The sequence below is a fragment of the Nocardioides sp. zg-1228 genome (genome assembly GCF_017086465.1).
GTDB lineage: Bacteria > Actinomycetota > Actinomycetes > Propionibacteriales > Nocardioidaceae > Nocardioides.
Genome location: NZ_CP070961.1, coordinates 1,266,009 through 1,287,020, shown reverse-complemented (window position 1 = coordinate 1,287,020; position 21,012 = coordinate 1,266,009). Strand labels below are relative to the sequence as shown.

The following is a 21,012-nucleotide window of genomic DNA, read 5'->3' as shown; positions in this document are numbered from 1 at the left end:
CCTCCCCCGTCGGCGTCGTTCGAGCGTCGCTCGATCCTACCGCTATTCGGGCTCTATTCGAACAAAGTTTCGATCAAGGATCCGGCAATCATTCCCCCATCCGAGGGACATTCGCGCGCCCGTCGAGCGTCGTCGTACGGGTGTGGCGCTCCCGATCGGGGGTAGGTTCGCGCGCATGGACATGCTGCGGGGGCCCCAGATCGCCGAGGCGGACCTGACCGACTGGCGCAAGCTCGCCCAAGGACTGCACGCGCGCTACCTGACCGACGGCTTCGGCGCCGCGGTCCGGTTCGTGACCGCGATCGGTGAGGCGGGCGACGCGATCGGCCACCACCCGAGGGTGAGCATCGGCACCGGGCACGTCGACCTCGAGCTGGTCACGGGCGACGCGATCTACCGCGACGACGAGGGCACCGAGCACGTCGTCGAGTGGGTGACCCAGCAGGACATCGACCTCGCCCGCCGGATCACCGACATCGCCGCCGACCACGGGCTGACTGCCGACCCGGCGTCCGTCAGCGAGGTCGAGCTCGGCCTCGACACCTCGCGCTCGGCGACGGTCGCGCCTGTGTGGGCCGCGCTCCTCACGGGAGATGCCGACTCACAGGGCAGGGGCTCGCCCGGCGACGAGGTCCGCGACGCCACCGGACGCGTGCCCAACCTGTGGTTCGACGACAGCGCCGACGAGGGCGCGTCCCACCAGCGGCTCCACGTCGAGGTGTACGTGCCGCTCGAGGTGGTCGAGGAGCGGATCGCCGCCGCCGTCGCCGCGGGCGGGACGGTCGTCGACGACACCCAGTCGCCCGGGCTCACCGTCCTCGCCGACCCCGACGGCAACACCGGCGTCGTCTGCGCCGACGTGTCCGCGGCCGGCAGGGGCTGACGCAGTCGATCGCCCGTCGTCTCGCCTGAGCCCGTCCAGGAGCCGGGTCAGGACAGTCCCACCTCCCTGAGCTGGCGGCGGCGAGAGCCGATGTCCAGCCTGCGGAAGATGTGGCGCAGGTGGGCGTCGATCGTGCGCGGGCTGAGGAACGGCTGCGAGGCCGCCTCCCGCGAGGTCGCCCCGGTGGTCATCACCGACGCGACCCGGACCCGCAACGCCTCCCGTCCCTGGAGGCCGACGATCCGGCGAGCACATCGGTGACTTTCACCGACGCGGTGGTGCCGTCATCAGCACGAGCCTGATGACACACCACCACCTCGACCCGAAGGATCCCCATGTCCACCAGTCCCGTCATCGATGTCGCCGACCTCCACGTCACGTACGGCGACTTCACCGCCGTCAAGGACCTCTCGTTCCAGGTCGGACAAGGCGAGCTCTACGCCCTCCTGGGCACGAACGGGGCCGGCAAGACGTCCAGCCTCGAGGTCGTGGAGGGTCACCGGCCGGCCGCCTCCGGCGCGGTCCGGATCTTCGGGCAGAGCCCGATGGACAGGCGCGCGGTGCGGCCGCGGATGGGCATCATGCTGCAGGAGAGCGGCTTCTCCGCCGACCTGACGGTGCGGGAGTCGGTGGGCCTGGTCGGCTCGTTGAGCGGGCGGCTGGACGACGTCGACCGGTTGCTCGACGTCTCCGGTCTCACCCGCCGGGCCGACACCCGCGTGGCGCAGCTGTCGGGGGGCGAGAAGCGCCGCCTCGACTTCGCCACGACGATCTACGGCGGGCCCGACCTGGTCATCTTGGACGAGCCCACGACGGGTCTGGACATCCAGTCCCGCGACGCGCTCTGGGACGCCGTCGAGCGGCTGCGCGAGGACGGCGCCACGATCGTGCTCACCACCCACTACCTGGAGGAGGCGCAGGAGCGCGCGGACCGCATCGGGCTCATGCACGAGGGCACCCTGCGACGCGAGGGCACCGTCACCGAGCTCACCGAGTCCCTGCCCTCCGTCATCACCTTCACGCTCCCCCCCGGCGCGCCCGAGCCGCCCCTCGTCGGCGCGCTCAACGGCGCCTTCCATGTCGAGACCTTCCGCCTGCAGGAGGACCTCCACCGGCTGCTGGGCTGGGCGGACGACTCCGGGGTGGAGCTGCGGGAGCTGGCCGCCGGGCCGACGCGGCTCGACGACGTCTTCCGCACGCTCGATGCGGCCTGAGGCCTCTGCGCCGCCACCCACCGCACCCGCGCCCGCCGACCGGCGTACGCCCCCACACCCGAAGGGAACCACCCATGCTCGAGATCGCTCGCAGCGAGCTCATCCAGATCTTTCGCAACCGGCTCGTCCTGGTCACCGGACTCGTCATCCCGGTCGCCGTCGGCGGCTACTTCGTCCGCCAGCACGAGACCTTCTCCGAGCTCGGCAGCCTCGGCTACGTCGCCGGGATCGTGATGTTCACCGTGCTCGCGTTCGGCCTCTACACCACCGCCGTGACCACCCTGGCCGCGCGCCGGCAGAACCTCTTCCTCAAGCGACTGCGCTCGACCGCGGCGAGCGACCGGAGCATCCTCGCCGGGCTGGTCCTGCCCATCACGGTCATCTCGCTCATCCAGGTCGTCGCCATCCTGGTCGTGCTGGGGGCGGTGGTCCGCAGCCCCGCGCACGTGCCGCTGCTGGTCGTCGCGGTGCTCGCGACGACGGCGATGATGCTCGCCCTCGCGCTGGCCACCGCCGGGCTCACGAACTCGCCCGAGCACGCCCAGGTCACCACCCTGCCGGTCAGCCTCGCGGTGATCGCGATCGCGAGCTGGGTGGGGATCACCGGCACGGAGGAGCTGGCCTACCTCAAGCGCCTCCTTCCCGGTGGCGCGGCGACCGAGCTGGTCGTCGACGCCTGGAACGGTGGGGTGCCCCTCCGCGACTCGCTCCCCCTGCTGGCGCCCACGCTCGCCTGGGTCGCCGCCTCCGTGGCGCTCGCCGAGCGATTGTTCCGGTGGGAGCCGCGCCGATGATCGCGGAGTCGGTCGTCGACGGCCGCTACGCGGTGGGTGACGTCATCGGGCGGGGCGCCACGGCCGAGGTCCACCGCGGCCACGACCTCCGCTCGGGGCGCCCCGTCGCCATCAAGGTGCTGCGCCAGGACCTCGCCCGCGACCCTGCGGCCCGGTCCCGGTTCCGGCGCGAGGCACGGACCGTGGCTCGCCTGGACCACCCCGCCATCGTGTCGGTCTACGCCGCTGGCGACAGCGCCGACGAGGGGCTCGGGGGCGAGACTGCCGGCGGGGTCCCGTTCCTCGTCCTGGAGTACGTGGCGGGGCGCACCCTGCGCGAGCTCCTGGCGACCCGCGACCTCGGGCGCGACGAGGCGATCCACTACCAGACCGGGATCCTCGCCGCGCTCGACGCCAGCCACCGGGCGGGCGTCGTCCATCGCGACGTCAAGCCGGCCAACGTGATGATCACGCCCGAGGGCGCCGTCAAGCTGCTGGACTTCGGCATCTCGAGCGCCGGGACCGACCCCGCCGCGACCCAGACCCACGGGCGGACGTTCCTCGGGACCCCGTCGTACACCTCCCCCGAGCAGGTGCGGGGTCACCCGGTGGATGCCCGCAGCGACCTCTACGCCGCCGGCTGCGTGCTCCACGAGCTGCTGACGGGGCGGCCGCCGTTCGTCGGGGACGACGCCGTCTCCGTGGCCTACCAGCACGTCCACGAGGCGCCCGCCGCCGTCAGCACCGCCCTCGCCCCGCTCGACGCGGTGCTGGCGAGGGCCCTGGCCAAGGAGCCGGACGACCGGTTCCAGGACGCGTCCACGTTCCGCGACGCGCTCCTGTCCGCGGCGTAGCAGCGACGCGAGGGCGGTCGTTCCTCGCCCGAGGGGCTGTCAGCCGCCGCCCGGCGAGGCGCTGGTCGGCCGGGCGTCAGGGTCGTGGATCGGGTCACCGCGCTCGTCGAGGTGCGCGTGCACGGCCCGCTGCGCGTACGTCGTGGGTGGGCCACCGACGCGCAGCCTCGAGTGACCGTGGCCCGTCGCCCCCGGCGGGCCGACCTCGACGAAGAGGTCCTCGTGCTCGGCGGCGTAGAGCTGCTCGCACGTCTCCAGGTCCGCCAACGACCACAACTCGCCCAGCTCGTGGTCGAGCGCGGCGGCGACGGCGGCTCGTCGCTCGTCCCACCGGCCGTCGTCGGCGAAGAGCCGCAGGAACCGCGAAGGGGTCATGTCGGCGAGGAGCGCCCGCACCGACTCGCGGGACACGACACCCGCGCCGCCGCCGACGGGGTCGGGCGCGGGGCCGGGGCGGGCGGTGGCGAGGAGGACGCGCGCCACCCAGTCGGCCCCGGCGTCGAACGCCACGGGCACCTGCTGCGCAGCGGCATGGTCCATGACCCGGCCCAGCCACCAGATCCGGCGCATCGTCGCTCCCGCGTAGATCACCGAGCCGGCAGGCGAGATCCCGCGGCCCTGGCGAAGCGCGACGAGCGCGTCGACGTCGTCGCGGGAGAAGTCGCTGTCGACGTGGGCGAGCCGGGAGGGCGCCGGCATCTCGGTGAGCCGCTCCCCTGCCCGGGCGGCGCTCGCCTCAGCGGCCAGGCACTGGAGCATCGAGCGGATCCAGACGCAGAGGACCGCGACGCGCGCGGCGGCCAGGTCGGTGCCCGGCCTCGCGGGGCCGGTGGGGTCGGTCCCGTCCGCGGTCAGGGTCGGTCGTGCCCCGTCGACGGTGCCGCGGCTCGAGCAGTCGAGCAGCAGCCCGTCCGGCGTGCACCCGGCCACCGCGATGACGCCCGGGGCGCGGGCGAGGTCGTCGAGGGTGCCCGGGCGCGGCCCCCAGTCGCCCGCGGCCGCCACCACGAGCCGGTTCCTCTCGCGCAGGAACCGGGTGGCGTGCGCCAGCGGGTCGGACTCGGGATCCCGCGAGCGGGTCACCCCCAGGCTGAGGCGGTAGACGTGCGCGTCGTGGGCCTTGGCGGCATCCAGCGCGTGGAGGAGGCGCAGCCGGGTGCGCGGGTAGCGCGGCCACGTGCGCAGCACCTCGAACCTCGGGTCGGGAGGCACTCCGGCGGGCCAGGCCAGGAGGGGCAGCCCGCGGAACACGATCCCGCCGTCGGCGGTGTCGTACGGGTCGCCGTCGCGCAGGTCCGGAGGGGCGGGCAGGAGGTGCACGTCGAAGCGTCGTGCCATGCCTGCCTCCCTCGGTCCCCGGCCACGTGGCGGGACCGCCCTCACTCGTGGGGCGTGGACGTCACCGTGGCGGTGCCGCGGACCTGCCGGTCCCGGGCCATGGCCCGGACCCCGTCGGTCACGCCCATCCGCTCTCCCGTTCCTGCGGCTCCCCCTGCTCGGGGCGCCTACGTCCACGGTGACCCCTGCCCCGCGCCACGGTCAAGGCCGGACGGCCCGGGTCGCCGACGCCGATCGGGGAGGATCCGAGCCACCTGGTGGCCTTGATCCACCACGATCACGCGGGCGCGGTCAGTAGTCGTCGGGCTCCGCGGGCTCGGGCTCGCGGGTGACGTGCATCGCGGCCTCCTCGGCCGACGCGCCGGCGCCGTCGATGCCGACGTCGTGGGCGATCTCCTGCTTGTCGCGGTCCTCGCCCAGACCCTGGTCGGGAGCGACGAGGCGGCCGGTGCGCTCGTCGGGCTCGTCGAGGCCGAGCTGCTCGTCGAGCGCGTTCTCGTCCTCGCTGTCGTCGTCGGCGTCGTCCTGGGCGTAGGGGTCGGGGTCCGGCTCCTCCTCGGCCAGCCGCTCGTCGAGGGACTCGCCCTGGCGGCGCTCGGCCTCGGTCGGGTAGTCGTCGTAGCCCTTCGGCGCGCGGTCGGGCGGGGAGTAGCCGCGGTCGAGCACGTCGTCGAGGTCGGTGTCGTCGAGCGTGTCCTCGGGCTGGAGCTGGTCCTCGTCGTCGATGGACATGTCGAGGTAGGTCTCGCGGTCCTCCGTCATGCCTACAGGCCTACCCGACCCGCGCGGGGCGGGCAAGGGCCGGACGGGACCGCTCAGCCGAGCTCGCGCTCGAGCGCCTCGGTCAGCAGCGTCACCAGCGCCTCGGTCTGGATGTTGGCCGAGGACGACACCTCCTCGTCGGAGCCGTCGAGCGCCCGGGCGGCGAGGCCGGCCTTGGAGTCGATCAGCTCGGCGATGCGGGTGTCGATGGTCTGCGCGGCGATGATGCGCCACGCGGTGACCGGGTCGCTCTGGCCGATGCGGTGCACGCGGTCGATCGCCTGGGTCTGCTCGGCGTCGGTCCACGACAGCTCGGAGAGCACGACGTTGGAGGCGACCTGCAGGTTGACGCCGACGCCGGCCGCGGCCAGCGAGCAGACGATGACCTGGACGTCGGGGTCGTTGACGAAGGCGTCGATCGCCTTCTCGCGGGCCCGGGGCGTCTGGTCACCGCGGATCGAGGTGTGCTTGAGGCCGCGGCGGGTGAACGTGTCCTCGGCGATGTCCATCACGTCGACGTGGCGGGCGAAGAAGACGACCTTGCCGACGTTGCGGGCCAGCTGCGCGGCGTAGTCGGCGGCCAGGCCGGCCTTGGCGCGCCCGATCCTGCGGAACATCGAGAAGACGTTCTCGCCGCCGGTGCCGGAGTCCATCTCCTCGCGCTCCCACGTCGCGACGCGGCGGACGAGCTCGTGGTCGATGCCGTCGACGACCGAGCCCGTACGACGTGTCTCGAGCGCGGCCCTGTAGCGCTGCACGAGGCGACGGGCGAGGTCGTCCTCGGCCGCCCGGATGGAGCGGGTGTCCTCGTCGTCGAGCTCGACGGGGATGTCGGCGATGCGGCGGGCCGGGATGTCCTCGGCCACGTCGACCTTGCGGCGACGCACGATGCCCATGTCGATCACGGCCTTGCGCGCCGCGGGGTAGAACGGCGGGTCGGCCGGGGTCAGGTCGGTCTCCTCGAGCGCCTCCATCAGCCGGGCCAGCGGCTTGGTGTCGTCGATCCAGCCCAGGAACTGCCAGATCGCGCGGAAGTCCTCGATGTCGTTGATCAGCGGGGTGCCGGTCAGCGCCATGAGCAGCGGGCGGGCGGTGCGCGCGCGGAGCTGCTCGGAGAGCTCGAGCACGTGGCGCGAGCGCTGCGAGGTCTTGTTCTTGATGAAGTGGGCCTCGTCGACGACCATCCCGCGGAAGCCGAAGGAGCCGAGCCAGCCGACGTGCCGGTCGAGGATCTCGTAGTTGACGATGATGACGTCGGCGAACGCGTCGACCTCGTCGCCGTCGCCGTGGATCACGGTGGCCCGGCGGCGGGGCGTCCAGCGCTCGGTCTCGCGGGCCCAGTTGGTCTTGACGACGTTGGGGCACACCACGAGCAGCGGGAACGCGTCGGCGGCCTGCGCGGCGAGCAGCGCCTGCGCGGTCTTGCCGAGGCCGGGCTCGTCGGCGAGGAGGAAGGTGCGGTGGCCCTCGGCCGCGGCGGCGATGAGTCGCGCCTGGTGCGGCATCAGCTCGAGCTTGCCGGGGGCGCTGAGCGAGGTGGCCTCGGGCAGGTCCATGCACGAGGAGGCGCCACCGAGCTCGAAGGAGCGGAAGAGCGGGCCGAGGAGCTCCCACGACGACAGCCGGCCGTGGATGCTGCGGCGCTCGCGGCCGATGCCGAAGTCGGGCACGAGGAACGGGTTGGCCAGCTGGTGCTGGACCACCGAGCGGGGCACCACGCGGCGCTCGCCGAGACCGGGGCCGGCCTCGTCGTCGGGCTTGGGCTCCTCGGGGGCCACCTCGACGCCGGCCCGGCGCAGCATCTCCAGGCGCAGGTCGCGGGCGCTGTCGGTGACCACGGCCTCCTCCGAGAGCAGGCCGAAGAGCGAGGGGTCGCGGGTGGCGGTCTTGGCCAGGATCGTGGCGATGCCGTCGAGGCGCTTGAGCTCGTCGGCCTTCTGGGCCTCGCTCAGCTCGGTGGAGGCCCGCACGTCGGTGCGGTGCTCGCGCACCAGCAGCGCGACGACCTGGAAGCGCACCCGCTGGCCGGGGGCGAGCGGGCCGCGCTGCACCGCCGACTCGAGCTCGCGCACGGCGCGCGCCAGGACCGGGACGATGCCCTCGTTGTCCTTGTGGCGGGCGTGCGCAGGGGTGCGGCGACTGCCGCGTTGGCGCTGGCGCTGGGCCAAGGTGGTCCTCCCGGACTGGGTACGCGTCGTGGAGCAGGCGACCCGTACGGCTCTGCCTGGCACGCCACGGCGTGGAGGTGTGGAGCGGGCGTCAGGTGCGCGGTGGCGACGGATCAGGGGCGATCACTGCGGCACGGCGTCTGGACGCTCGGACCACTGTACCGCCCGCGCGGCGGTTGCCGGTAAACGCATTGCCTCAGCGCGCCGCGCGGTGGTCGACGATGCGGCGCATCTTGCCCACCGAGCGCTCGATGGAGGCCACGTCGACGACCTCGACGCCGACACTGACGCCGATGGAGGCCTTGATCCGCTGCTGCAGCTCGGACTGCGCGTGGGCGGCCTCGGTGTCCGTCGTGGCGTCGCGTCGCTCGACCCGCACGGTGAGGCTGTCGAGGTTGCCCCGGCGCTCGAGGTGGCACTGGAAGTGCGGCGAGAGGGTCGCGATGCCGAGCACGATCTCCTCGATCTGCGTGGGGAACAGGTTGACCCCGCGCAGGATGATCATGTCGTCGGTGCGTCCGGTGATCTTCTCCATCCGCCGCATGCTGCGGGCGGTGCCGGGCAGCAGCCGGGTCAGGTCGCGGGTGCGGTAGCGCAGGACCGGCATCGCCTGCTTGGTGAGCGTGGTGAGGACCAGCTCGCCCTCCTCGCCGTCGGGCAGCACCTCGCCGCTGACGGGGTCGATCACCTCGGGGTAGAAGTGGTCCTCCCAGACGTGCAGGCCGTCCTTGGACTCCACGCACTCGCTCGCCACCCCGGGACCGATCACCTCGGACAGGCCGTAGATGTCGACCGCGTGCATGTCGGTGCGCTCCTCCATCTCCCGGCGCATGTCGTTGGTCCACGGCTCGGCGCCGAAGATGCCGACCTTCAGCGACGTCGAGCGCGGGTCGACGCCCTGCGCCTCGAGCTCGTCGAGGACCGAGAGCATGTAGGACGGGGTGACCATGATGATGTCGGGCTCGAAGTCGAGGATCAGCTGCACCTGGCGCTGCGTCATGCCGCCCGAGACGGGCACGACGGTGCATCCCAGCCGCTCGGCGCCCGCGTGCGCGCCGAGGCCGCCGGTGAAGAGCCCGTAGCCGTAGGCGTTGTGCAGCACCATCCCCCGCCGGCCGCCCGCGGCCCGGATCGAGCGGGCCACGACGTCGGCCCACATGTCGAGGTCGTCGCGGGTGTAGCCGACGACGGTCGGCTTGCCGGTCGTCCCGCTGGAGGCGTGCACGCGCACGACGTCCTCGCGCGGCACCGCGAACATCCCGAACGGGTAGTTGTCGCGCAGCGTCGCCTTGGTGGTGAACGGCAGCCGGCCCAGGTCCTCCAGCGACCGTACGTCGTCGGGGACGACGCCGGCCTCGTCGAGGGCGCTGCGGTAGTGCGGGACGTTGTCGTAGGCGTGGCGCACCGACCACCGGAGCCGCTCGAGCTGGAGGGCGCGCAGCTGCTCGACGGGTGCGGTCTCGATCGGCTCGAGGTCGCCGGGCTGCGGAGTCAGGTCGTGCACGGTGGGGTCCTCAGGGTGGCGGGTCGGGTCGCGGGTCGGGTCGTGGGAGGCTGGGGCTCATGACGGAGGGAGCGACGCGGCGCGGACGCCCGGGCCACGACCAGCACTCCGTGGTGCGGGTGGCGGTCGAGCTCTTCAACCGGCAGGGCTACGACGCCACCAGCGTCGGCGACGTGGCCCGCGAGCTGGGGCTGACCAAGTCGGCGATCTACCACCACGTGCCGAGCAAGGAGCACCTGCTGCAGAGCGCTGTGGACGAGGCGCTCGACGCGCTCACCGCCGCGCTCGACGAGGTGGCGGACACCGAGGGCCTCGACGCCGGCCAGCGGCTGCGGGTGGCCGTGCGGGCCAGCGTGACGGTGCTGGTGCACCACCTGCCGGCGGTCACGCTGCTGCTCCGGGTGCACGGCAACACGCCCGTCGAGAAGGCGGCCCTCGCGCGCCGGCGCGCGATCGACGAGCGACTGGCCGACATGGTGCGCGACGCGGTCGACGAGGGCGTGCTGCGCGACGACCTCGACCCGCTCGTGATCAGCCGGCTGCTGTTCGGGATGGTCAACTCGCTGGTCGAGTGGGTGCGTCCCGGCATCGACGCCGACGCGCTCGGCGACGCCCTGGTGGCGCTGGCCTTCGACGGTCTCACCCACGGGACAGCACCCGGCTCCGGCCGCGGAACTGCGCGATGACCTCGCCGGCGTCGGGGTCGTCGGCACGCACGGTCACGTCGTAGAGCCCGGACCGACCGCGCAGCCACACCTCGCGCGCCCCGGCGTGGAGCGTCTGGCCCAGGCGCGCGGGCGCCAGCAGGTCGACGGAGAACCCCGCCGCCACCGTCACGGGCCCGCGGGAGTTGCAGGCGAGCGCGAACGCCGAGTCGGCGAGCGACGCGACCAGGCCGCCGTGGCACAGGTCGTGGCCGTTGACCATGTCGGGACGCACGACCATCGAGACCCGCGCGGCGCCGTCGCCGACGTCGGCGAGCCGCATCCCGAGCATGGCGCTGGCCGCGTCGGCCGCCCACATCTCGCGCGCCGGGTCAGGCATCGAAGTCGATGGTCACGGCGTCGCCGACCGGATAGGTCTGGCAGGTCAGCACGAACTGCCGGGCGACCTCGTCGGGCTCGAGGGCGTAGTTGCGCACCATCTCCACGTCGCCCGCGACGACCTTGGCCCGGCAGGTGCCGCACACCCCTCCCTTGCACGCGAACGGCAGGTCGCTGCGCACGGCCTGGGCGGAGTCGAGCACCGTCGCGCCCCGCGGCATCGGCGTGGTCGTCGTACGCCCGTCGAGGACGACGGTGACGTCGCTCGTCACGCCCTCGACCACGCGGTCGGCGTGGTGCAGCTCCGGCGGCGGCTCGTCGACGTAGAACAGCTCGAAGTGCACCTTGTCCTCGGGCACACCCAGCTCGGCGAGCACGGCGCGGGAGTCCTCGATGAGGCCGAGCGGGCCGCAGAGCCACACGTGGTCGAGCGCCCCCAGCGGCACCTTCAGCGGCAGCAGCCGGCGCAGTCGGGCGGCGTCGAGGCGCCCGCTGAAGAGCTCGACGTCGCGGGGCTCGCGCGAGAGGACGTGCACGAGGTCGAAGCGCGGGCCGTGCAGGTTCTTGAGGTCGCTGAGCTCCTCGGCGAACATCACCGACGTCGTCTCGCGGTTGCCGTAGAGCAGGGTGACCGAGCTGGCCGGGTTGGCCAGCACGGACGCAGCGATCGAGAGCATCGGGGTGACGCCCGACCCGGCGGCGATGCACAGGTGGCGCCCGGCCATCGCCGGGTCGGCACGGAAGCTGCCCGACGGCGCGGCGACCTCGATCCGCTCCCCCGGCCCGACCTCGCGGATGAGCCAGGACGAGAACATGCCCCCGGGGATCTCGCGCACCCCGATCCGGGGCGCGGCGCCGGCCGGGGCGCAGATGGAGTAGCTGCGGCGGTGCTCGACCCCGTCGACGACCCGGCGCAGCGTCAGCGACTCCCCCGGCTCGAAGGCGAACACGTCACGCAGGTCGTCGGGGACCTCGAAGGTGACGGCGGCCGAGTCGTCGGTGAGCGGCTCGACGCGGCTCACGGTCAGCTCGTGGAAGGCGGTGGCCACGCTCAGATCTCCTTGACGTGGTCGAAGGGCTCGCGGCAGGCGGTGCAGCGGTAGTGCGCCTTGCAGGCGGTGGAGCCGAACTCCGAGACCAGCTCGGTCGCGGCCGAGCCGCACTGCGGGCAGCGGACCTGGCGGGCCGTCGGCAGCAGGGTGAGCGGGATCGGCCCGGTCGCCGACGGCGCAGGTCCGGGAGGCGAGATGCCGGCCGCGGCGAGGGCGGCGCGGCCGGCGGGCGTGATCCAGTCGGTCGTCCAGGCCGGGGTGAGGCTGACGCGCACCTCGACGCGGGCGAAGCCCGCCGCCTGCAGCTCGCGCACCAGGTCGTCGCGCATCGTCGCCATCGCCGGACAGCCGGAGTAGGTCGGGGTGATCTCGACGACGACGTGGGAGTCGCCGACCACCTCGACGTCACGCAGCACGCCGAGGTCGGCCAGCGTCAGCACCGGGAGCTCGGGATCGGTGACCCGCTCCGCCACGCGGCGGGCGCGCTCGGTCGTGCGGCTCGTCAGCCTCACCACAGCCCCCTCGGGTGGGCCCGCGCGACCGACTGCATCTCGGCGAGCATCCGGCTCAGCGGCTCGCCGTGCATGCCGTCGCGGCCGGTGCGGCCGAGCACCCCGGCGCGCCGGGCGACCTCGGGGCGCGGCACGTCGGCGGCGGCCAGCACCTGCCCGAGGACGGCCTCGGCATCGTCGCGCACCGTCGCGGGGTCGACGCCCACCCCGCCCGCGGCCGCGGCCGCCTCGACCGGGTGGGTGTCGAACAGCTCGGGCCACAGCGGCCACAGGGCGTCGAGCGCGGCGACGAGCCGGCGACGCGACTCGTCGGTGCCCCCGGCGAGGGTGACGAACCACCGGGCGGCGTAGTCGCGGTGGTAGGCCAGCTCCTTGACGCCCTTGGCCGCGACGGCCGCGAGCACGTGGTCGCGGCTCTCCCGCAGCCGCTCGAAGGTCGCCAGCCGCCAGACCGAGAACAGCAGCACCCGCACCGTGGCCTCGGCGAAGTCGCCGTTGACCAGCTCGACGAGCCGCACGTTGCGGAACTGGTGGGCGTCGCGGAAGAACGCCAGCGCGTCGTCGGGCGGGGCAGGCGAGCCCTCGGGGAGCGTCGGCACGAGTGACGCGTCGGCCTTCGCGGCGCGGGCGAGCAGGAGCCGCGCCTGGCCGAGCAGGTCGAGCGCCAGGTTGGACAGCGCGATGTCGTCCTCGAGGTCGGGCGCGTTGCTCGTCCACTCCGAGACCCGGTGCGACATCACCAGCGCGTCGTCGCCGAGCATCAGCGCGTACGCCGCCAGCTCCGCGGCGTCGACGCCCTCGGGGACGCTCGTGTCGACGCCGGCGAGCGGGTCCTCGCCGTGTCCGTCAGGAACGGGGGCGGCGCCGAACGCCCAGTGGGCGTCGTTGACGAGCAGCCCGGAGTAGGCGCTGTCGTGCTCGTCCTCGTCGGGTGTCGCGATGTGGGAGTCCATGGCCTCGATCCGTCGACTGTCGGCAGGGGGTGGGACGACGTCACATGTGCGGGACGTCGGCGGGGATGTCGTAGAACGTCGGGTGGCGGTAGACCTTGTCGCCGCTCGGAGCGAACATCGGGTCCTTCTCGTCCGGGCTCGAGGCGGTGATCGCGGCGGCGCGCACGACCCAGATGCTCACGCCCTCGCTGCGCCGGGTGTAGACGTCGCGGGCGTGGAGCAGGGCCATCCGGTCGTCGGCGGCGTGCAGCGAGCCGACGTGGACGTGGTTGAGCCCGCGCTTGCCACGCACGAAGACCTCGTAGAGCGGCCACTCCGGCTCGGGGGCGGGCACCCCCTGCCCCGTCGGGACGCCCTGGAGCGGGACGGCGCCGTGGCCGCCCTCGGCGGAGAGGTCGGCCCCGGTCGGCTGGTCGCTCATCGGGCGCCTCCCTGCGTGCGGGCGTACGCCGTCGCGGCCTCGCGCACCCAGGCGCCGTCCTCGTGGGCGCGGCGCCGGTGGGCCATCCGCTGGGCGTTGCACGGGCCGTTGCCCTTGACGCCCTCCATGAACTCGTCCCAGTCGGGCTGGCCGAAGTCGTGGTGACCGCGCTCGGCGTTCCACCGCAGCTCGGGGTCGGGCAGCGTGACGCCGAGCGCTTCGGCCTGCGGCACGGACATGTCGACGAACTTCTGGCGCAGCTCGTCGTTGGTGTGGCGCTTGATCCCCCACGCCATCGACTGGGCGGTGTTGGGCGAGGCGTCGTCGGGCGGGCCGAACATCATCAGCGCCGGCCACCAGAAGCGGTCGACCGACTCCTGCACCATCGCGCGCTGCTCGTCGGTGCCGCGCATCATCGTGGCGAGCAGCTCGTAGCCCTGGCGCTGGTGGAAGGACTCCTCCTTGCACACGCGGATCATCGCGCGGCCGTAGGGTCCGTAGGACGTGCGGCACAGCGGCACCTGGTTGCAGATCGCGGCGCCGTCGACCAGCCAGCCGATCGTGCCGACGTCGGCGTAGGTCAACGTCGGGTAGTTGAAGATGGAGGAGTACTTCTGCTTGCCGGCGACGAGGAGCTCGGTGAGCTCGAGCCGGGAGACGCCGAGCGTCTCCGCGGCGGAGTAGAGGTAGAGCCCGTGACCGGCCTCGTCCTGCACCTTGGCGAGCAGGATCGCCTTGCGGCGCAGGCTCGGGGCGCGGGTGATCCAGCTGCCCTCGGGCTGCATCCCGATGATCTCGCTGTGCGCGTGCTGGGCGATCTGGCGCACGAGCGTGCGGCGGTAGCCCTCGGGCATCCAGTCGCGCGGCTCGATGCGCTCGTTGCGCGCGACGGTGGCCTCGAAATGGCGCTCGAGCTCCTCCTCGGACGCCCCGGGCGCGGTCTGGGTCAGCGTCATCCGTCCTCCAGCCTGGGCAGTGCGGCCACATTTACTGACCGATCGGTCTGTATTAGTGTGGCATCCATCACCCCCTGGAAGCAAACACCGATCGGCGAGGAGCCCACCGTGACCCGACTGCTCGAGAGCTATGCCGCCGGCCGGTGGTACGCCGCCCCCACCGAGGGCGATCCGCTGCTCGACGCCGCGACCGGCGAGGAGGTCGCCCGGATCTCGAGCGCCGGCCTCGACCTCGGGGCGATGACGCACCACGCGCGCGCCGTCGGCGGGCCGGCGATCCGCGAGCTGACCTTCCACGAGCGCGCGCTGCTGCTCAAGGAGCTCGCGACGCACCTGAACGGGCTCAAGGACGAGCTCTACGAGGTCTCCCTGGCCACGGGGGCGACCCGGCGCGACTCGATGATCGACATCGACGGCGGCTTCGGCACGGTCTTCAGCTATTCGTCCAAGGCCCGGCGCGAGCTGCCCAACGACGTCGTGGTGTGCGACGGCGACCTCGAGCAGCTCGGCCGCACCGGGGTCTTCCTCGGCCAGCACGTCTACACCTCGCGCCCCGGGGTGGCGGTGCAGATCAACGCCTTCAACTTCCCCGTCTGGGGCATGCTCGAGAAGCTCGCGCCGGCCTTCGTGGCCGGCCTGCCGACGATCGTCAAGCCCGCCAGCCAGACGGCCTACCTCACCGAGCTGGTGGTGCGCCGCATCATCGAGTCCGGCATCCTCCCCGAGGGCTCGCTGCAGCTGCTCGCCGGCTCGGCCGGCGACCTGCTCGACCACCTCGGGGTGCAGGACTCGGTCGCCTTCACCGGCTCGGCGCACACCGCGGGCATCCTGCGGCAGCACCCCTCGGTCCTGCACGGTGGCGTCGAGCTCCAGGTCGAGGCCGACTCGCTCAACTGCTCGGTCCTCGGCCCGGACGTCACCCCGGACGAGCCCGAGTGGGACCTCTTCGTCAAGGGCGTGGTGACCGAGATGACCGCCAAGGCCGGCCAGAAGTGCACGGCGATCCGGCGCGCGATCGTGCCGTCCGCGGTGGCCGGGGAGGTGACCGAGGCGATCGCGGCTCGGCTGGCCACCATCACCGTCGGCGACCCCGGCGACGAGTCGGTGCGGATGGGCCCGCTCGCCTCCCTCGGTCAGCGCGAGGAGGTGCGCAAGGCGGTCGAGGCGCTGCGCTCCTCCGCGGACGTGGTCCACGGCGACCCCACGGCCACCTCGGGCTTCCTCGGCGACGCCGAGCGCGGCGCGTTCATGCAGCCCGTGCTGCTGCGGGCCCGTTCCGGGGCGCTCGAGCCCCACGACGTCGAGCCGTTCGGGCCGGTCTCGACGGTGCTGACCTACGACTCGCTCGACGAGGCGGTCACCCTCGCGGCACGCGGCAAGGGGTCGCTGGTCGGCTCGGTCGTGACGCACGACCCGGGCGTGGCCCGCACGCTCGTGCTCGGCCTCGCGCCGTGGCACGGGGCGGATCCTGGTCCTCGACCGCGACGACGCCCCGGAGAGCACCGGGCACGGCTCGCCCCTGCCGACGCTCGTGCACGGCGGCCCGGGCCGCGCCGGCGGCGGCGAGGAGCTCGGCGGCGTACGCGGGGTGCTCCACCACATGCAGCGCTCCGCGATCCAGGCCTCCCCCGACATGCTGACCGCGATCACCGGGCGGTGGACGCGCGGCTCCCGGCGCACCGAGACCCCGGAGCACCCGTTCCGCCACTCGCTCGCCACGCTGCGCATCGGCGACACCATCACCTCCGAGCCGCGCACGATCTCGCGCGACGACATCGACCACTTCTCCGACTTCACCGGCGACACCTTCTACGCCCACACCGACCCGGAGGCGGCGGCGCGCAACCCGCTGTTCGGGGGCATCGTCGCCCACGGCTACCTCATCGTCTCGATGGCCGCCGGGCTCTTCGTCGACCCGGCGCCCGGCCCGGTGCTGGCCAACTTCGGCGTCGACGACCTGCGTTTCCTCACCCCGGTCAAGGCCGGTGACACGATCCGGGTGACGCTCACGGTCAAGCAGATGACCCCGCGCGCGTCGGCCGACTACGGCGAGGTGCGGTGGGACGCCCTGGTGACCAACCAGGACGGCGACCCCGTGGCGACCTACGACGTGCTGACGCTGGTGGCCAAGGAGGCCTGAGCGCGCCGGCCCGGCGCCGGCCCCGGTAGCGTGCGGCCATGGCACAGAAGAAGTCGTGGAGCGACCTGACGCCCACCCAGAGGAAGCTCGTCGCCGCGGCCGGGATCGTCGAGGTCGCCCTCACCGCCTGGTGCGCCCGCGACCTCAAACGGCGCCCCTCCGACCAGGTGCGCGGGCCCAAGCTGCTGTGGGTACCGGCGCTGTCGGTGCAGCCGGTCGGCCCGATCGCCTACCTCGTCCTCGGCCGCAAGGGCTGAGGCCCGCGCCTCATCCGTCGTAGGGGACCTCGGAGCGCCAGTCGGCCTCGTCCGTCCTCACGGCCGACCACAGCGCCTCGGCGACCCGGTCCGGGGCGAACGCGCCCTCGCGTGCCAGGGCGCCGCGCACCGTCACCGAGACGGCGCGGATCCCGTGGGGCGCGAGCGTCTTGTCGATGCTCTGCACGAGGTTGCGCACGCCGGCCTTCTGCACGCCGAGGGACGCCGCGCCCTCCCACGGCTCGTCGGCGGCCACGCTGCCGGTCACGCTGATCCGCGCGCCGGCCGACATGAAGGGCCGCGCTGCCTGCACGGCCGTCAGCAGCGCACCCACTCCCAGCGCGACGTCGGCGAGCAGCTCGGCGACGGTGAGCTCCAGCGGGTCCTTCTGCCGGAAGACGCTGGGGTTGAAGTGCAGCACGTCGATCCGGCCGCTGTGCTCGCCGAACCGGCGTACGGCCGCCCGGGTGGCCTCGTCGTCGGTGACGTCCACGCGGGCGTGCCCGACCGTGGCGCCCCGGCGCTCGAGGTCGGCCGCGAGGTCGTCGAGGACGTGCTGGTCCTGGCCGAGCAGCGCCACGTCGTACCCCTCGTCGGCGGAGCGGCGCGCGAGCGACCCGCTCACGCCCGGACCGGCACCCACGACGACGATCACTGGTCGGCTCATGGGACGTTCCTACAGGACCAGCGTGCGGGTCCCGGCCCAGGGGGCCGGTGGGCTCAGGGCTTGTGGGGGTGCTCGCCGGTCGGGTCGTCCGGGATCGCGTCGGGTCCTTGCGCGCCCTCGTCGACCTCGCCGGGGTGGGGGTCGGGCTGCCCGGCCACGGAGTCGCCGGAGCTGATCGGCTCGGGCTCACCGCCGGCCGCGGCCATCTCGGAGACCTGCCCGTCCTGCTGGTCCTGCTGATCGTCGTGTCCGTCGGTGCCGCTCATGCGTGCCTCCTGCTTCGTCGGGGACCCTCCACACAACCAGCAGGCCCGCGCGCACACCTCACCTCGCCGGGTGGTGGGTGCCCTGCGGCGGCTGGCTACCGTCGCAGCATGACGCGTTTCGGCTACACCCTGATGACCGAGCAGAGCGGCCCGCGGGAGCTGGTGTCGTACGCCGTCGCCGCGGAGCGGGCCGGCTTCGACTTCGAGGTGATGAGCGACCACTACTCCCCGTGGCTGACCGAGCAGGGGCACGCCCCGTACGCCTGGACGACGCTGGGAGCGGTGGCGCAGGCGACCGAGCAGGTCGGGCTGATGACCTACGTGACGTGCCCGACCCTGCGCTACCACCCGGCCGTGGTGGCGCAGAAGTCCGCGACGCTGCAGATCCTCGCCGAGGGCAGGTTCGTCCTCGGCCTCGGCAGCGGGGAGAACCTCAACGAGCACGTGGTGGGCCAGGGCTGGCCGGCGCTCGCCGAACGGCAGGACATGCTGGCCGAGGCCATCGAGGTCATCCGCGCGCTGCACACCGGCGACCTGGTCGACCACCGCGGCGAGTTCTTCCAGGTCGACTCCGCCCGGGTCTGGGACATTCCCGAGCAGGGCGTCGACATCGGCGTCGCCGTGGCCGGCGATCGCGCGATCGAGCGCTTCGCGCCCCTGGCCGACCACCTGGTGGCCGTCGAGCCCAAGGCGGAGATCGTGGAGTCGTGGAACTCCGTCGACGGGGCCCCGCGCATCGGCGACGGAGCCCGCGCGGTCGGCCAGATCCCCATCTGCTGGGACCCCGACGAGGACGCGGCCCTCGCGCGCGCCCACGAGCAGTTCCGCTGGTTCGGCGGCGGCTGGTCGGTCAACGCCGACCTCCCCACCCCCGCCGGCTTCTCCGGCGCGACGACCTTCGTCCGCCCCGAGGACGTCGCGGAGTCGATCCCCTGCGGGCCCGACCTCGACAAGATCGTCGAGGCCGTCTCGGCCTACTGGGAGGCGGGCTTCACCGACGTGGCGCTCGTGCAGGTCGGCGACGAGGGCCAGGACCGCTTCCTCACCGAGGCCGCCCGGCCGCTCCTCGACAAGCTCCGGGCCGCCGCCCCCTGACCCCGCGGGGTTGCTCCGCCCGCCCTCGTCGGAGTCCCCGCTCCGCCCGCCCTCGTCGGAGTCCCCGCTCGAGCGGGGAGTTCGACACCTGGAGGGGGTTGCGAAGGCCTCCAGGTGTCCGACTCGCCCTCCAAGTCCGGCCCGAGGACGTACGCCGAGCGGCCGCGCCCAGCGGAGTCAGCGCCAGCCGAGGCCGGGGGCCACGTCGGTGAGCACCGACTCCAGCAGGTGCGCGTTGTAGTCGACCCCGAGCTGGTTGGGCACCGTGAGCAGGAGCGTGTCGGCGGCGGCGACCGCCTCGTCGCCGGCGAGCTCCTCGACCAGCACGTCGGGCTCGGCGGCGTAGGTCTTGCCGAAGACCGCGCGCAGGTTGGCCTCGATCTGGCCGAACTGGTCGGAGCTGCTGCCCTCGTGGCCGAAGTACATCCGGTCGAGGTCGGTGGTGATCGGCATGATCGAGCGGCTGACCGACACCCGCGGCTCGCCCGCGTGCCCGGCCTCGCGCCAGGCCTCGCGGAACACCTCGATCTGCTTGCGCTGCTGGACGTGGAAGGGCTCGCCCGTCTCGTCGGCCTTGAGCGTGGAGCTCATCAGGTGCATGCCCTTCTCCGCCGCCCACCGGGCGGTGGCGTCGGAGGCGGCGCCCCACCAGATGCGCTCGCGCAGGCCCTCGGAGTGCGGCTCGATGCGCAGCAGGCCGGGCGGGTTGGGGAACATCGGGCGCGGGTTGGGCTGGGCGAACCCCTCGCCCTCCAGCACCTGCAGCAGCACCTCGGTGTGGCGGCGGGCCATCTCGGCCTGGTCCTCGCCCTCGGCGGGGGCGTAGCCGAAGTAGCGCCACCCCTCGATCACCTGCTCCGGTGACCCGCGGCTGATGCCGAGCTGCAGCCTGCCGCCGGCGATGAGGTCTGCCGAGCCGGCGTCCTCGGCCATGTAGAGAGGGTTCTCGTAGCGCATGTCGATCACGCCGGTGCCGATCTCGATCCGGCTGGTGCGCGCGCCGACGGCGGCCAGCAGCGGGAACGGCGAGGCGAGCTGGCGGGCGAAGTGGTGCACGCGGAAGTACGCACCGTCCGCGCCGAGCTCCTCGGCGGCCACGGCGAGGTCGATCGACTGCAGGAGCGTGTCGGAGGCCGAGCGCACCGCGGACTGCGGCGAGTCGGTCCAGTGGCCGAAGTTGAGGAACCCGATCTTCTTCATGACTGGTTCAACGCTCAACCATCGTGGATGTTCCCGGGCACGCGTACGACGCTCGGCGGGCGCCCCGGCGCGGCCAGCGACAGCACCGCCCGCATGATGTCCGGGCGTTGCGCGAGCTCGTCCTCGAGCCGCTGCAGCTGCTCGGCGGCCTCGCTCTCGACGTGGTCGCCGACCAGGTCGACCGACCCGACGAGGAAGAGCCGCTCCGGGCCGACGTACTCCAGGTGCAGGGTGTTGACCGACTGCACCTCGGGTCGCTCCTCCAGCCAGCGGAGCACCGAGGCGTAGATGCGCGGATCGGCGACCTGGCCGACGAGGAACGCCATGTTGCGGCGCAGCAGGTAGATCGCGATGAAGCCGAGCAGCAGGCCGACGAGGATCGACCCGATCGCGTCCCACGCGGCGTCGCCGGTGACCTGGTGCAGCGCCAGCCCGGAGATCGCGATGACGATGCCGACCAGCGCCGCGGCGTCCTCGAAGAAGACCCCCCGCAGCGTCGGGTCGGACGTCTGGTCCACGAACTGCGCCCCGCTCACCTTCGCCGAGAGCGCGCCCCGCCTGACCTCCCGGCGGGCCTGGAGGAACGACGTGCCCTCGAGCACGAACGCGGCGCCCAGCACGAGGTAGGCCCACAGGTAGTCGGCGTCGCGCTCGTCGGCGCCGAGCGACTGGATCCCGTGGATGACCGACACCGCCGCGCCGACGGCGAACAGGCCGAACGCGGCGATCATCGACCACACGTAGGCGGCACGGCCGTAGCCGAGGGGGTGCTCGTCGTCGGGCGGCTTGTCCGACCTGCGCTCGGCCACCACCAGGAAGATCTCGTTGCCGGTGTCGGCCCAGGAGTGCGAGGCCTCGGCGACCATCGACGCGGAGCCGGTGACGACCGCGGCGACGGTCTTGAGCACGGCCAGGATCGCGTTGGCGGTGAGCGCCACGATGACGGTCAGCATG

At 73.2% G+C, this 21,012-nt stretch carries 23 protein-coding genes and 1 pseudogene; 9 read left to right on the top strand and 15 right to left on the bottom strand.

Annotation, left to right across the window (positions count from 1 at the left end; genetic code table 11):
- Window positions 1-175: 175 nt before the first annotated feature.
- Window positions 176-883: a VOC family protein gene (locus JX575_RS06175; RefSeq protein WP_186341578.1), complete on the top strand. Its 708-nt coding sequence runs from the start codon at window positions 176-178 to the stop codon at window positions 881-883.
- A gap of 47 nt (window positions 884-930) precedes the next feature.
- On the opposite strand, the gene JX575_RS06170 is transcribed toward JX575_RS06175, so the two are convergent.
- Window positions 931-1,074, bottom strand: coding sequence for a LuxR C-terminal-related transcriptional regulator (locus JX575_RS06170; protein ID WP_186341577.1), 144 nt, complete (start codon window positions 1,072-1,074; stop codon window positions 931-933).
- A 144-nt stretch (window positions 1,075-1,218) separates the two neighbouring features.
- Between JX575_RS06170 and JX575_RS06165 the strand changes: the two genes are divergently transcribed.
- The 3 genes from JX575_RS06165 (at window position 1,219) to JX575_RS06155 (ending at window position 3,724) form a co-directional block, all read left to right on the top strand.
- The gene (locus JX575_RS06165) at window positions 1,219-2,097 is read left to right on the top strand and encodes an ABC transporter ATP-binding protein (protein ID WP_186341576.1); all 879 of its coding nucleotides are present in this window, start codon (window positions 1,219-1,221) and stop codon (window positions 2,095-2,097) included.
- A gap of 74 nt (window positions 2,098-2,171) precedes the next feature.
- Complete coding sequence (locus tag JX575_RS06160) at window positions 2,172-2,891, top strand: ABC transporter permease (protein ID WP_186341575.1); 720 nt, start codon at window positions 2,172-2,174, stop codon at window positions 2,889-2,891.
- A complete protein-coding gene (locus JX575_RS06155; RefSeq protein ID WP_186341574.1) occupies window positions 2,888-3,724 on the top strand; it encodes a protein kinase in 837 nt (278 codons plus the stop codon). Before JX575_RS06160 ends, JX575_RS06155 begins: the two co-directional genes overlap by 4 nt.
- Before the next feature lie 39 nt (window positions 3,725-3,763).
- Here JX575_RS06155 and JX575_RS06150 read toward each other — a convergent pair whose 3' ends face one another.
- The 4 genes from JX575_RS06150 to paaK all read right to left on the bottom strand — a co-directional run bounded on the left by JX575_RS06150 (window position 3,764) and on the right by paaK (window position 9,496).
- A complete protein-coding gene (locus JX575_RS06150) occupies window positions 3,764-5,062 on the bottom strand; it encodes a S8 family serine peptidase (RefSeq protein WP_186341573.1) in 1,299 nt (432 codons plus the stop codon).
- 291 nt (window positions 5,063-5,353) lie between these two features.
- Window positions 5,354-5,824 (bottom strand): DUF5709 domain-containing protein, encoded by a 471-nt coding sequence (locus JX575_RS06145; RefSeq protein WP_186341572.1) that lies wholly within the window; start codon window positions 5,822-5,824, stop codon window positions 5,354-5,356.
- 53 nt (window positions 5,825-5,877) lie between these two features.
- A complete protein-coding gene (locus JX575_RS06140; RefSeq protein ID WP_186341571.1) occupies window positions 5,878-7,992 on the bottom strand; it encodes a DEAD/DEAH box helicase in 2,115 nt (704 codons plus the stop codon).
- Window positions 7,993-8,188: 196 nt separating this feature from the next.
- Window positions 8,189-9,496 carry a phenylacetate--CoA ligase PaaK gene (paaK, locus tag JX575_RS06135; protein WP_186341570.1) on the bottom strand — a complete coding sequence of 436 codons (1,308 nt, stop codon included), beginning with the start codon at window positions 9,494-9,496 and terminating at the stop codon, window positions 8,189-8,191.
- Between the two features lie 59 nt (window positions 9,497-9,555).
- Between paaK and JX575_RS06130 the strand changes: the two genes are divergently transcribed.
- Window positions 9,556-10,182 carry a TetR/AcrR family transcriptional regulator gene (locus JX575_RS06130; RefSeq protein ID WP_186341569.1) on the top strand — a complete coding sequence of 209 codons (627 nt, stop codon included), beginning with the start codon at window positions 9,556-9,558 and terminating at the stop codon, window positions 10,180-10,182.
- On the opposite strand, the gene paaI is transcribed toward JX575_RS06130, so the two are convergent.
- The 6 genes from paaI to paaA all read right to left on the bottom strand — a co-directional run bounded on the left by paaI (window position 10,136) and on the right by paaA (window position 14,433).
- A complete protein-coding gene (gene paaI, locus JX575_RS06125) occupies window positions 10,136-10,540 on the bottom strand; it encodes a hydroxyphenylacetyl-CoA thioesterase PaaI (RefSeq protein ID WP_186341568.1) in 405 nt (134 codons plus the stop codon). The two genes, JX575_RS06130 and paaI, sit on opposite strands and share 47 nt — an antisense overlap.
- Window positions 10,533-11,588: a 1,2-phenylacetyl-CoA epoxidase subunit PaaE gene (paaE, locus tag JX575_RS06120; protein WP_241005358.1), complete on the bottom strand. Its 1,056-nt coding sequence runs from the start codon at window positions 11,586-11,588 to the stop codon at window positions 10,533-10,535. Before paaE ends, paaI begins: the two co-directional genes overlap by 8 nt.
- Before the next feature lie 2 nt (window positions 11,589-11,590).
- On the bottom strand, window positions 11,591-12,103 hold the full coding sequence (gene paaD / locus JX575_RS06115) for a 1,2-phenylacetyl-CoA epoxidase subunit PaaD (RefSeq protein ID WP_241005357.1): 513 nt from the start codon (window positions 12,101-12,103) through the stop codon (window positions 11,591-11,593).
- Window positions 12,100-13,056, bottom strand: a complete 957-nt coding sequence (gene paaC / locus JX575_RS06110; protein WP_186341567.1) for a 1,2-phenylacetyl-CoA epoxidase subunit PaaC — start codon at window positions 13,054-13,056, stop codon at window positions 12,100-12,102. The genes paaD and paaC overlap by 4 nt, the downstream gene beginning before the upstream one ends.
- A 40-nt stretch (window positions 13,057-13,096) precedes the next feature.
- The gene (gene paaB, locus JX575_RS06105) at window positions 13,097-13,390 is read right to left on the bottom strand and encodes a 1,2-phenylacetyl-CoA epoxidase subunit PaaB (protein WP_241005430.1); all 294 of its coding nucleotides are present in this window, start codon (window positions 13,388-13,390) and stop codon (window positions 13,097-13,099) included.
- Between the two features lie 83 nt (window positions 13,391-13,473).
- Entirely contained in the window at window positions 13,474-14,433 is a 960-nt protein-coding gene (gene paaA / locus JX575_RS06100; RefSeq protein ID WP_186341565.1) for a 1,2-phenylacetyl-CoA epoxidase subunit PaaA, read from the bottom strand.
- Here paaA and paaZ point away from each other — a divergent pair.
- The 3 genes and pseudogenes from paaZ to JX575_RS06090 all read left to right on the top strand — a co-directional run.
- Window positions 14,380-15,834 (top strand): annotated as a pseudogene (paaZ, locus tag JX575_RS06095) (phenylacetic acid degradation bifunctional protein PaaZ); the annotation flags it as partial. The gene paaA and the pseudogene paaZ sit on opposite strands and share 54 nt — an antisense overlap.
- 199 nt (window positions 15,835-16,033) lie before the next feature.
- A complete protein-coding gene (locus JX575_RS19600) occupies window positions 16,034-16,573 on the top strand; it encodes a MaoC/PaaZ C-terminal domain-containing protein (RefSeq protein WP_313960525.1) in 540 nt (179 codons plus the stop codon).
- A 38-nt stretch (window positions 16,574-16,611) separates the two neighbouring features.
- Window positions 16,612-16,830 carry a PLD nuclease N-terminal domain-containing protein gene (locus tag JX575_RS06090; protein WP_186341564.1) on the top strand — a complete coding sequence of 73 codons (219 nt, stop codon included), beginning with the start codon at window positions 16,612-16,614 and terminating at the stop codon, window positions 16,828-16,830.
- Between the two features lie 10 nt (window positions 16,831-16,840).
- Here JX575_RS06090 and JX575_RS06085 read toward each other — a convergent pair whose 3' ends face one another.
- Together JX575_RS06085 and JX575_RS06080 are read right to left on the bottom strand one after the other, a co-directional pair.
- Window positions 16,841-17,497: an SDR family oxidoreductase gene (locus JX575_RS06085; RefSeq protein WP_186341563.1), complete on the bottom strand. Its 657-nt coding sequence runs from the start codon at window positions 17,495-17,497 to the stop codon at window positions 16,841-16,843.
- Between the two features lie 53 nt (window positions 17,498-17,550).
- Window positions 17,551-17,763: a hypothetical protein gene (locus JX575_RS06080; RefSeq protein WP_186341562.1), complete on the bottom strand. Its 213-nt coding sequence runs from the start codon at window positions 17,761-17,763 to the stop codon at window positions 17,551-17,553.
- Window positions 17,764-17,871: 108 nt separating this feature from the next.
- Here JX575_RS06080 and JX575_RS06075 point away from each other — a divergent pair, with 108 nt between their 5' ends.
- A complete protein-coding gene (locus JX575_RS06075) occupies window positions 17,872-18,858 on the top strand; it encodes an LLM class F420-dependent oxidoreductase (RefSeq protein WP_186341561.1) in 987 nt (328 codons plus the stop codon).
- A gap of 177 nt (window positions 18,859-19,035) precedes the next feature.
- Here the strand turns inward: JX575_RS06075 and JX575_RS06070 are convergent, their stop codons facing one another.
- Complete coding sequence (locus tag JX575_RS06070; protein ID WP_186341560.1) at window positions 19,036-20,058, bottom strand: LLM class flavin-dependent oxidoreductase; 1,023 nt, start codon at window positions 20,056-20,058, stop codon at window positions 19,036-19,038.
- 14 nt (window positions 20,059-20,072) lie between these two features.
- A complete protein-coding gene (locus tag JX575_RS06065) occupies window positions 20,073-21,011 on the bottom strand; it encodes a cation diffusion facilitator family transporter (RefSeq protein ID WP_186341559.1) in 939 nt (312 codons plus the stop codon).
- Window position 21,012 lies beyond the last annotated feature (1 nt).

Bases quoted from the DNA above. Each gene is read 5' to 3' on its own strand.
- JX575_RS06170 (WP_186341577.1), bottom strand. From the start codon at position 1,074: ATGACCACCGGGGCGACCTCGCGGGAGGCGGCCTCGCAGCCGTTCCTC.
- JX575_RS06155 (WP_186341574.1), top strand. From the start codon at position 2,888: ATGATCGCGGAGTCGGTCGTCGACGGCCGCTACGCGGTGGGTGACGTC.
- JX575_RS06075 (WP_186341561.1), top strand. From the start codon at position 17,872: ATGACGCGTTTCGGCTACACCCTGATGACCGAGCAGAGCGGCCCGCGG.
- JX575_RS06070 (WP_186341560.1), bottom strand. From the start codon at position 20,058: ATGAAGAAGATCGGGTTCCTCAACTTCGGCCACTGGACCGACTCGCCG.
- JX575_RS06160 (WP_186341575.1), top strand. From the start codon at position 2,172: ATGCTCGAGATCGCTCGCAGCGAGCTCATCCAGATCTTTCGCAACCGG.
- JX575_RS06065 (WP_186341559.1), bottom strand. From the start codon at position 21,011: ATGCTGACCGTCATCGTGGCGCTCACCGCCAACGCGATCCTGGCCGTG.
- JX575_RS06085 (WP_186341563.1), bottom strand. From the start codon at position 17,497: ATGAGCCGACCAGTGATCGTCGTCGTGGGTGCCGGTCCGGGCGTGAGC.
- paaC (WP_186341567.1), bottom strand. From the start codon at position 13,056: ATGGACTCCCACATCGCGACACCCGACGAGGACGAGCACGACAGCGCC.
- JX575_RS06145 (WP_186341572.1), bottom strand. From the start codon at position 5,824: ATGACGGAGGACCGCGAGACCTACCTCGACATGTCCATCGACGACGAG.
- JX575_RS06130 (WP_186341569.1), top strand. From the start codon at position 9,556: ATGACGGAGGGAGCGACGCGGCGCGGACGCCCGGGCCACGACCAGCAC.
- JX575_RS06175 (WP_186341578.1), top strand. From the start codon at position 176: ATGGACATGCTGCGGGGGCCCCAGATCGCCGAGGCGGACCTGACCGAC.
- JX575_RS06165 (WP_186341576.1), top strand. From the start codon at position 1,219: ATGTCCACCAGTCCCGTCATCGATGTCGCCGACCTCCACGTCACGTAC.
- JX575_RS06150 (WP_186341573.1), bottom strand. From the start codon at position 5,062: ATGGCACGACGCTTCGACGTGCACCTCCTGCCCGCCCCTCCGGACCTG.
- JX575_RS06080 (WP_186341562.1), bottom strand. From the start codon at position 17,763: ATGAGCGGCACCGACGGACACGACGATCAGCAGGACCAGCAGGACGGG.
- JX575_RS06090 (WP_186341564.1), top strand. From the start codon at position 16,612: ATGGCACAGAAGAAGTCGTGGAGCGACCTGACGCCCACCCAGAGGAAG.
- paaA (WP_186341565.1), bottom strand. From the start codon at position 14,433: ATGACGCTGACCCAGACCGCGCCCGGGGCGTCCGAGGAGGAGCTCGAG.
- paaI (WP_186341568.1), bottom strand. From the start codon at position 10,540: ATGCCTGACCCGGCGCGCGAGATGTGGGCGGCCGACGCGGCCAGCGCC.
- JX575_RS19600 (WP_313960525.1), top strand. From the start codon at position 16,034: ATGCAGCGCTCCGCGATCCAGGCCTCCCCCGACATGCTGACCGCGATC.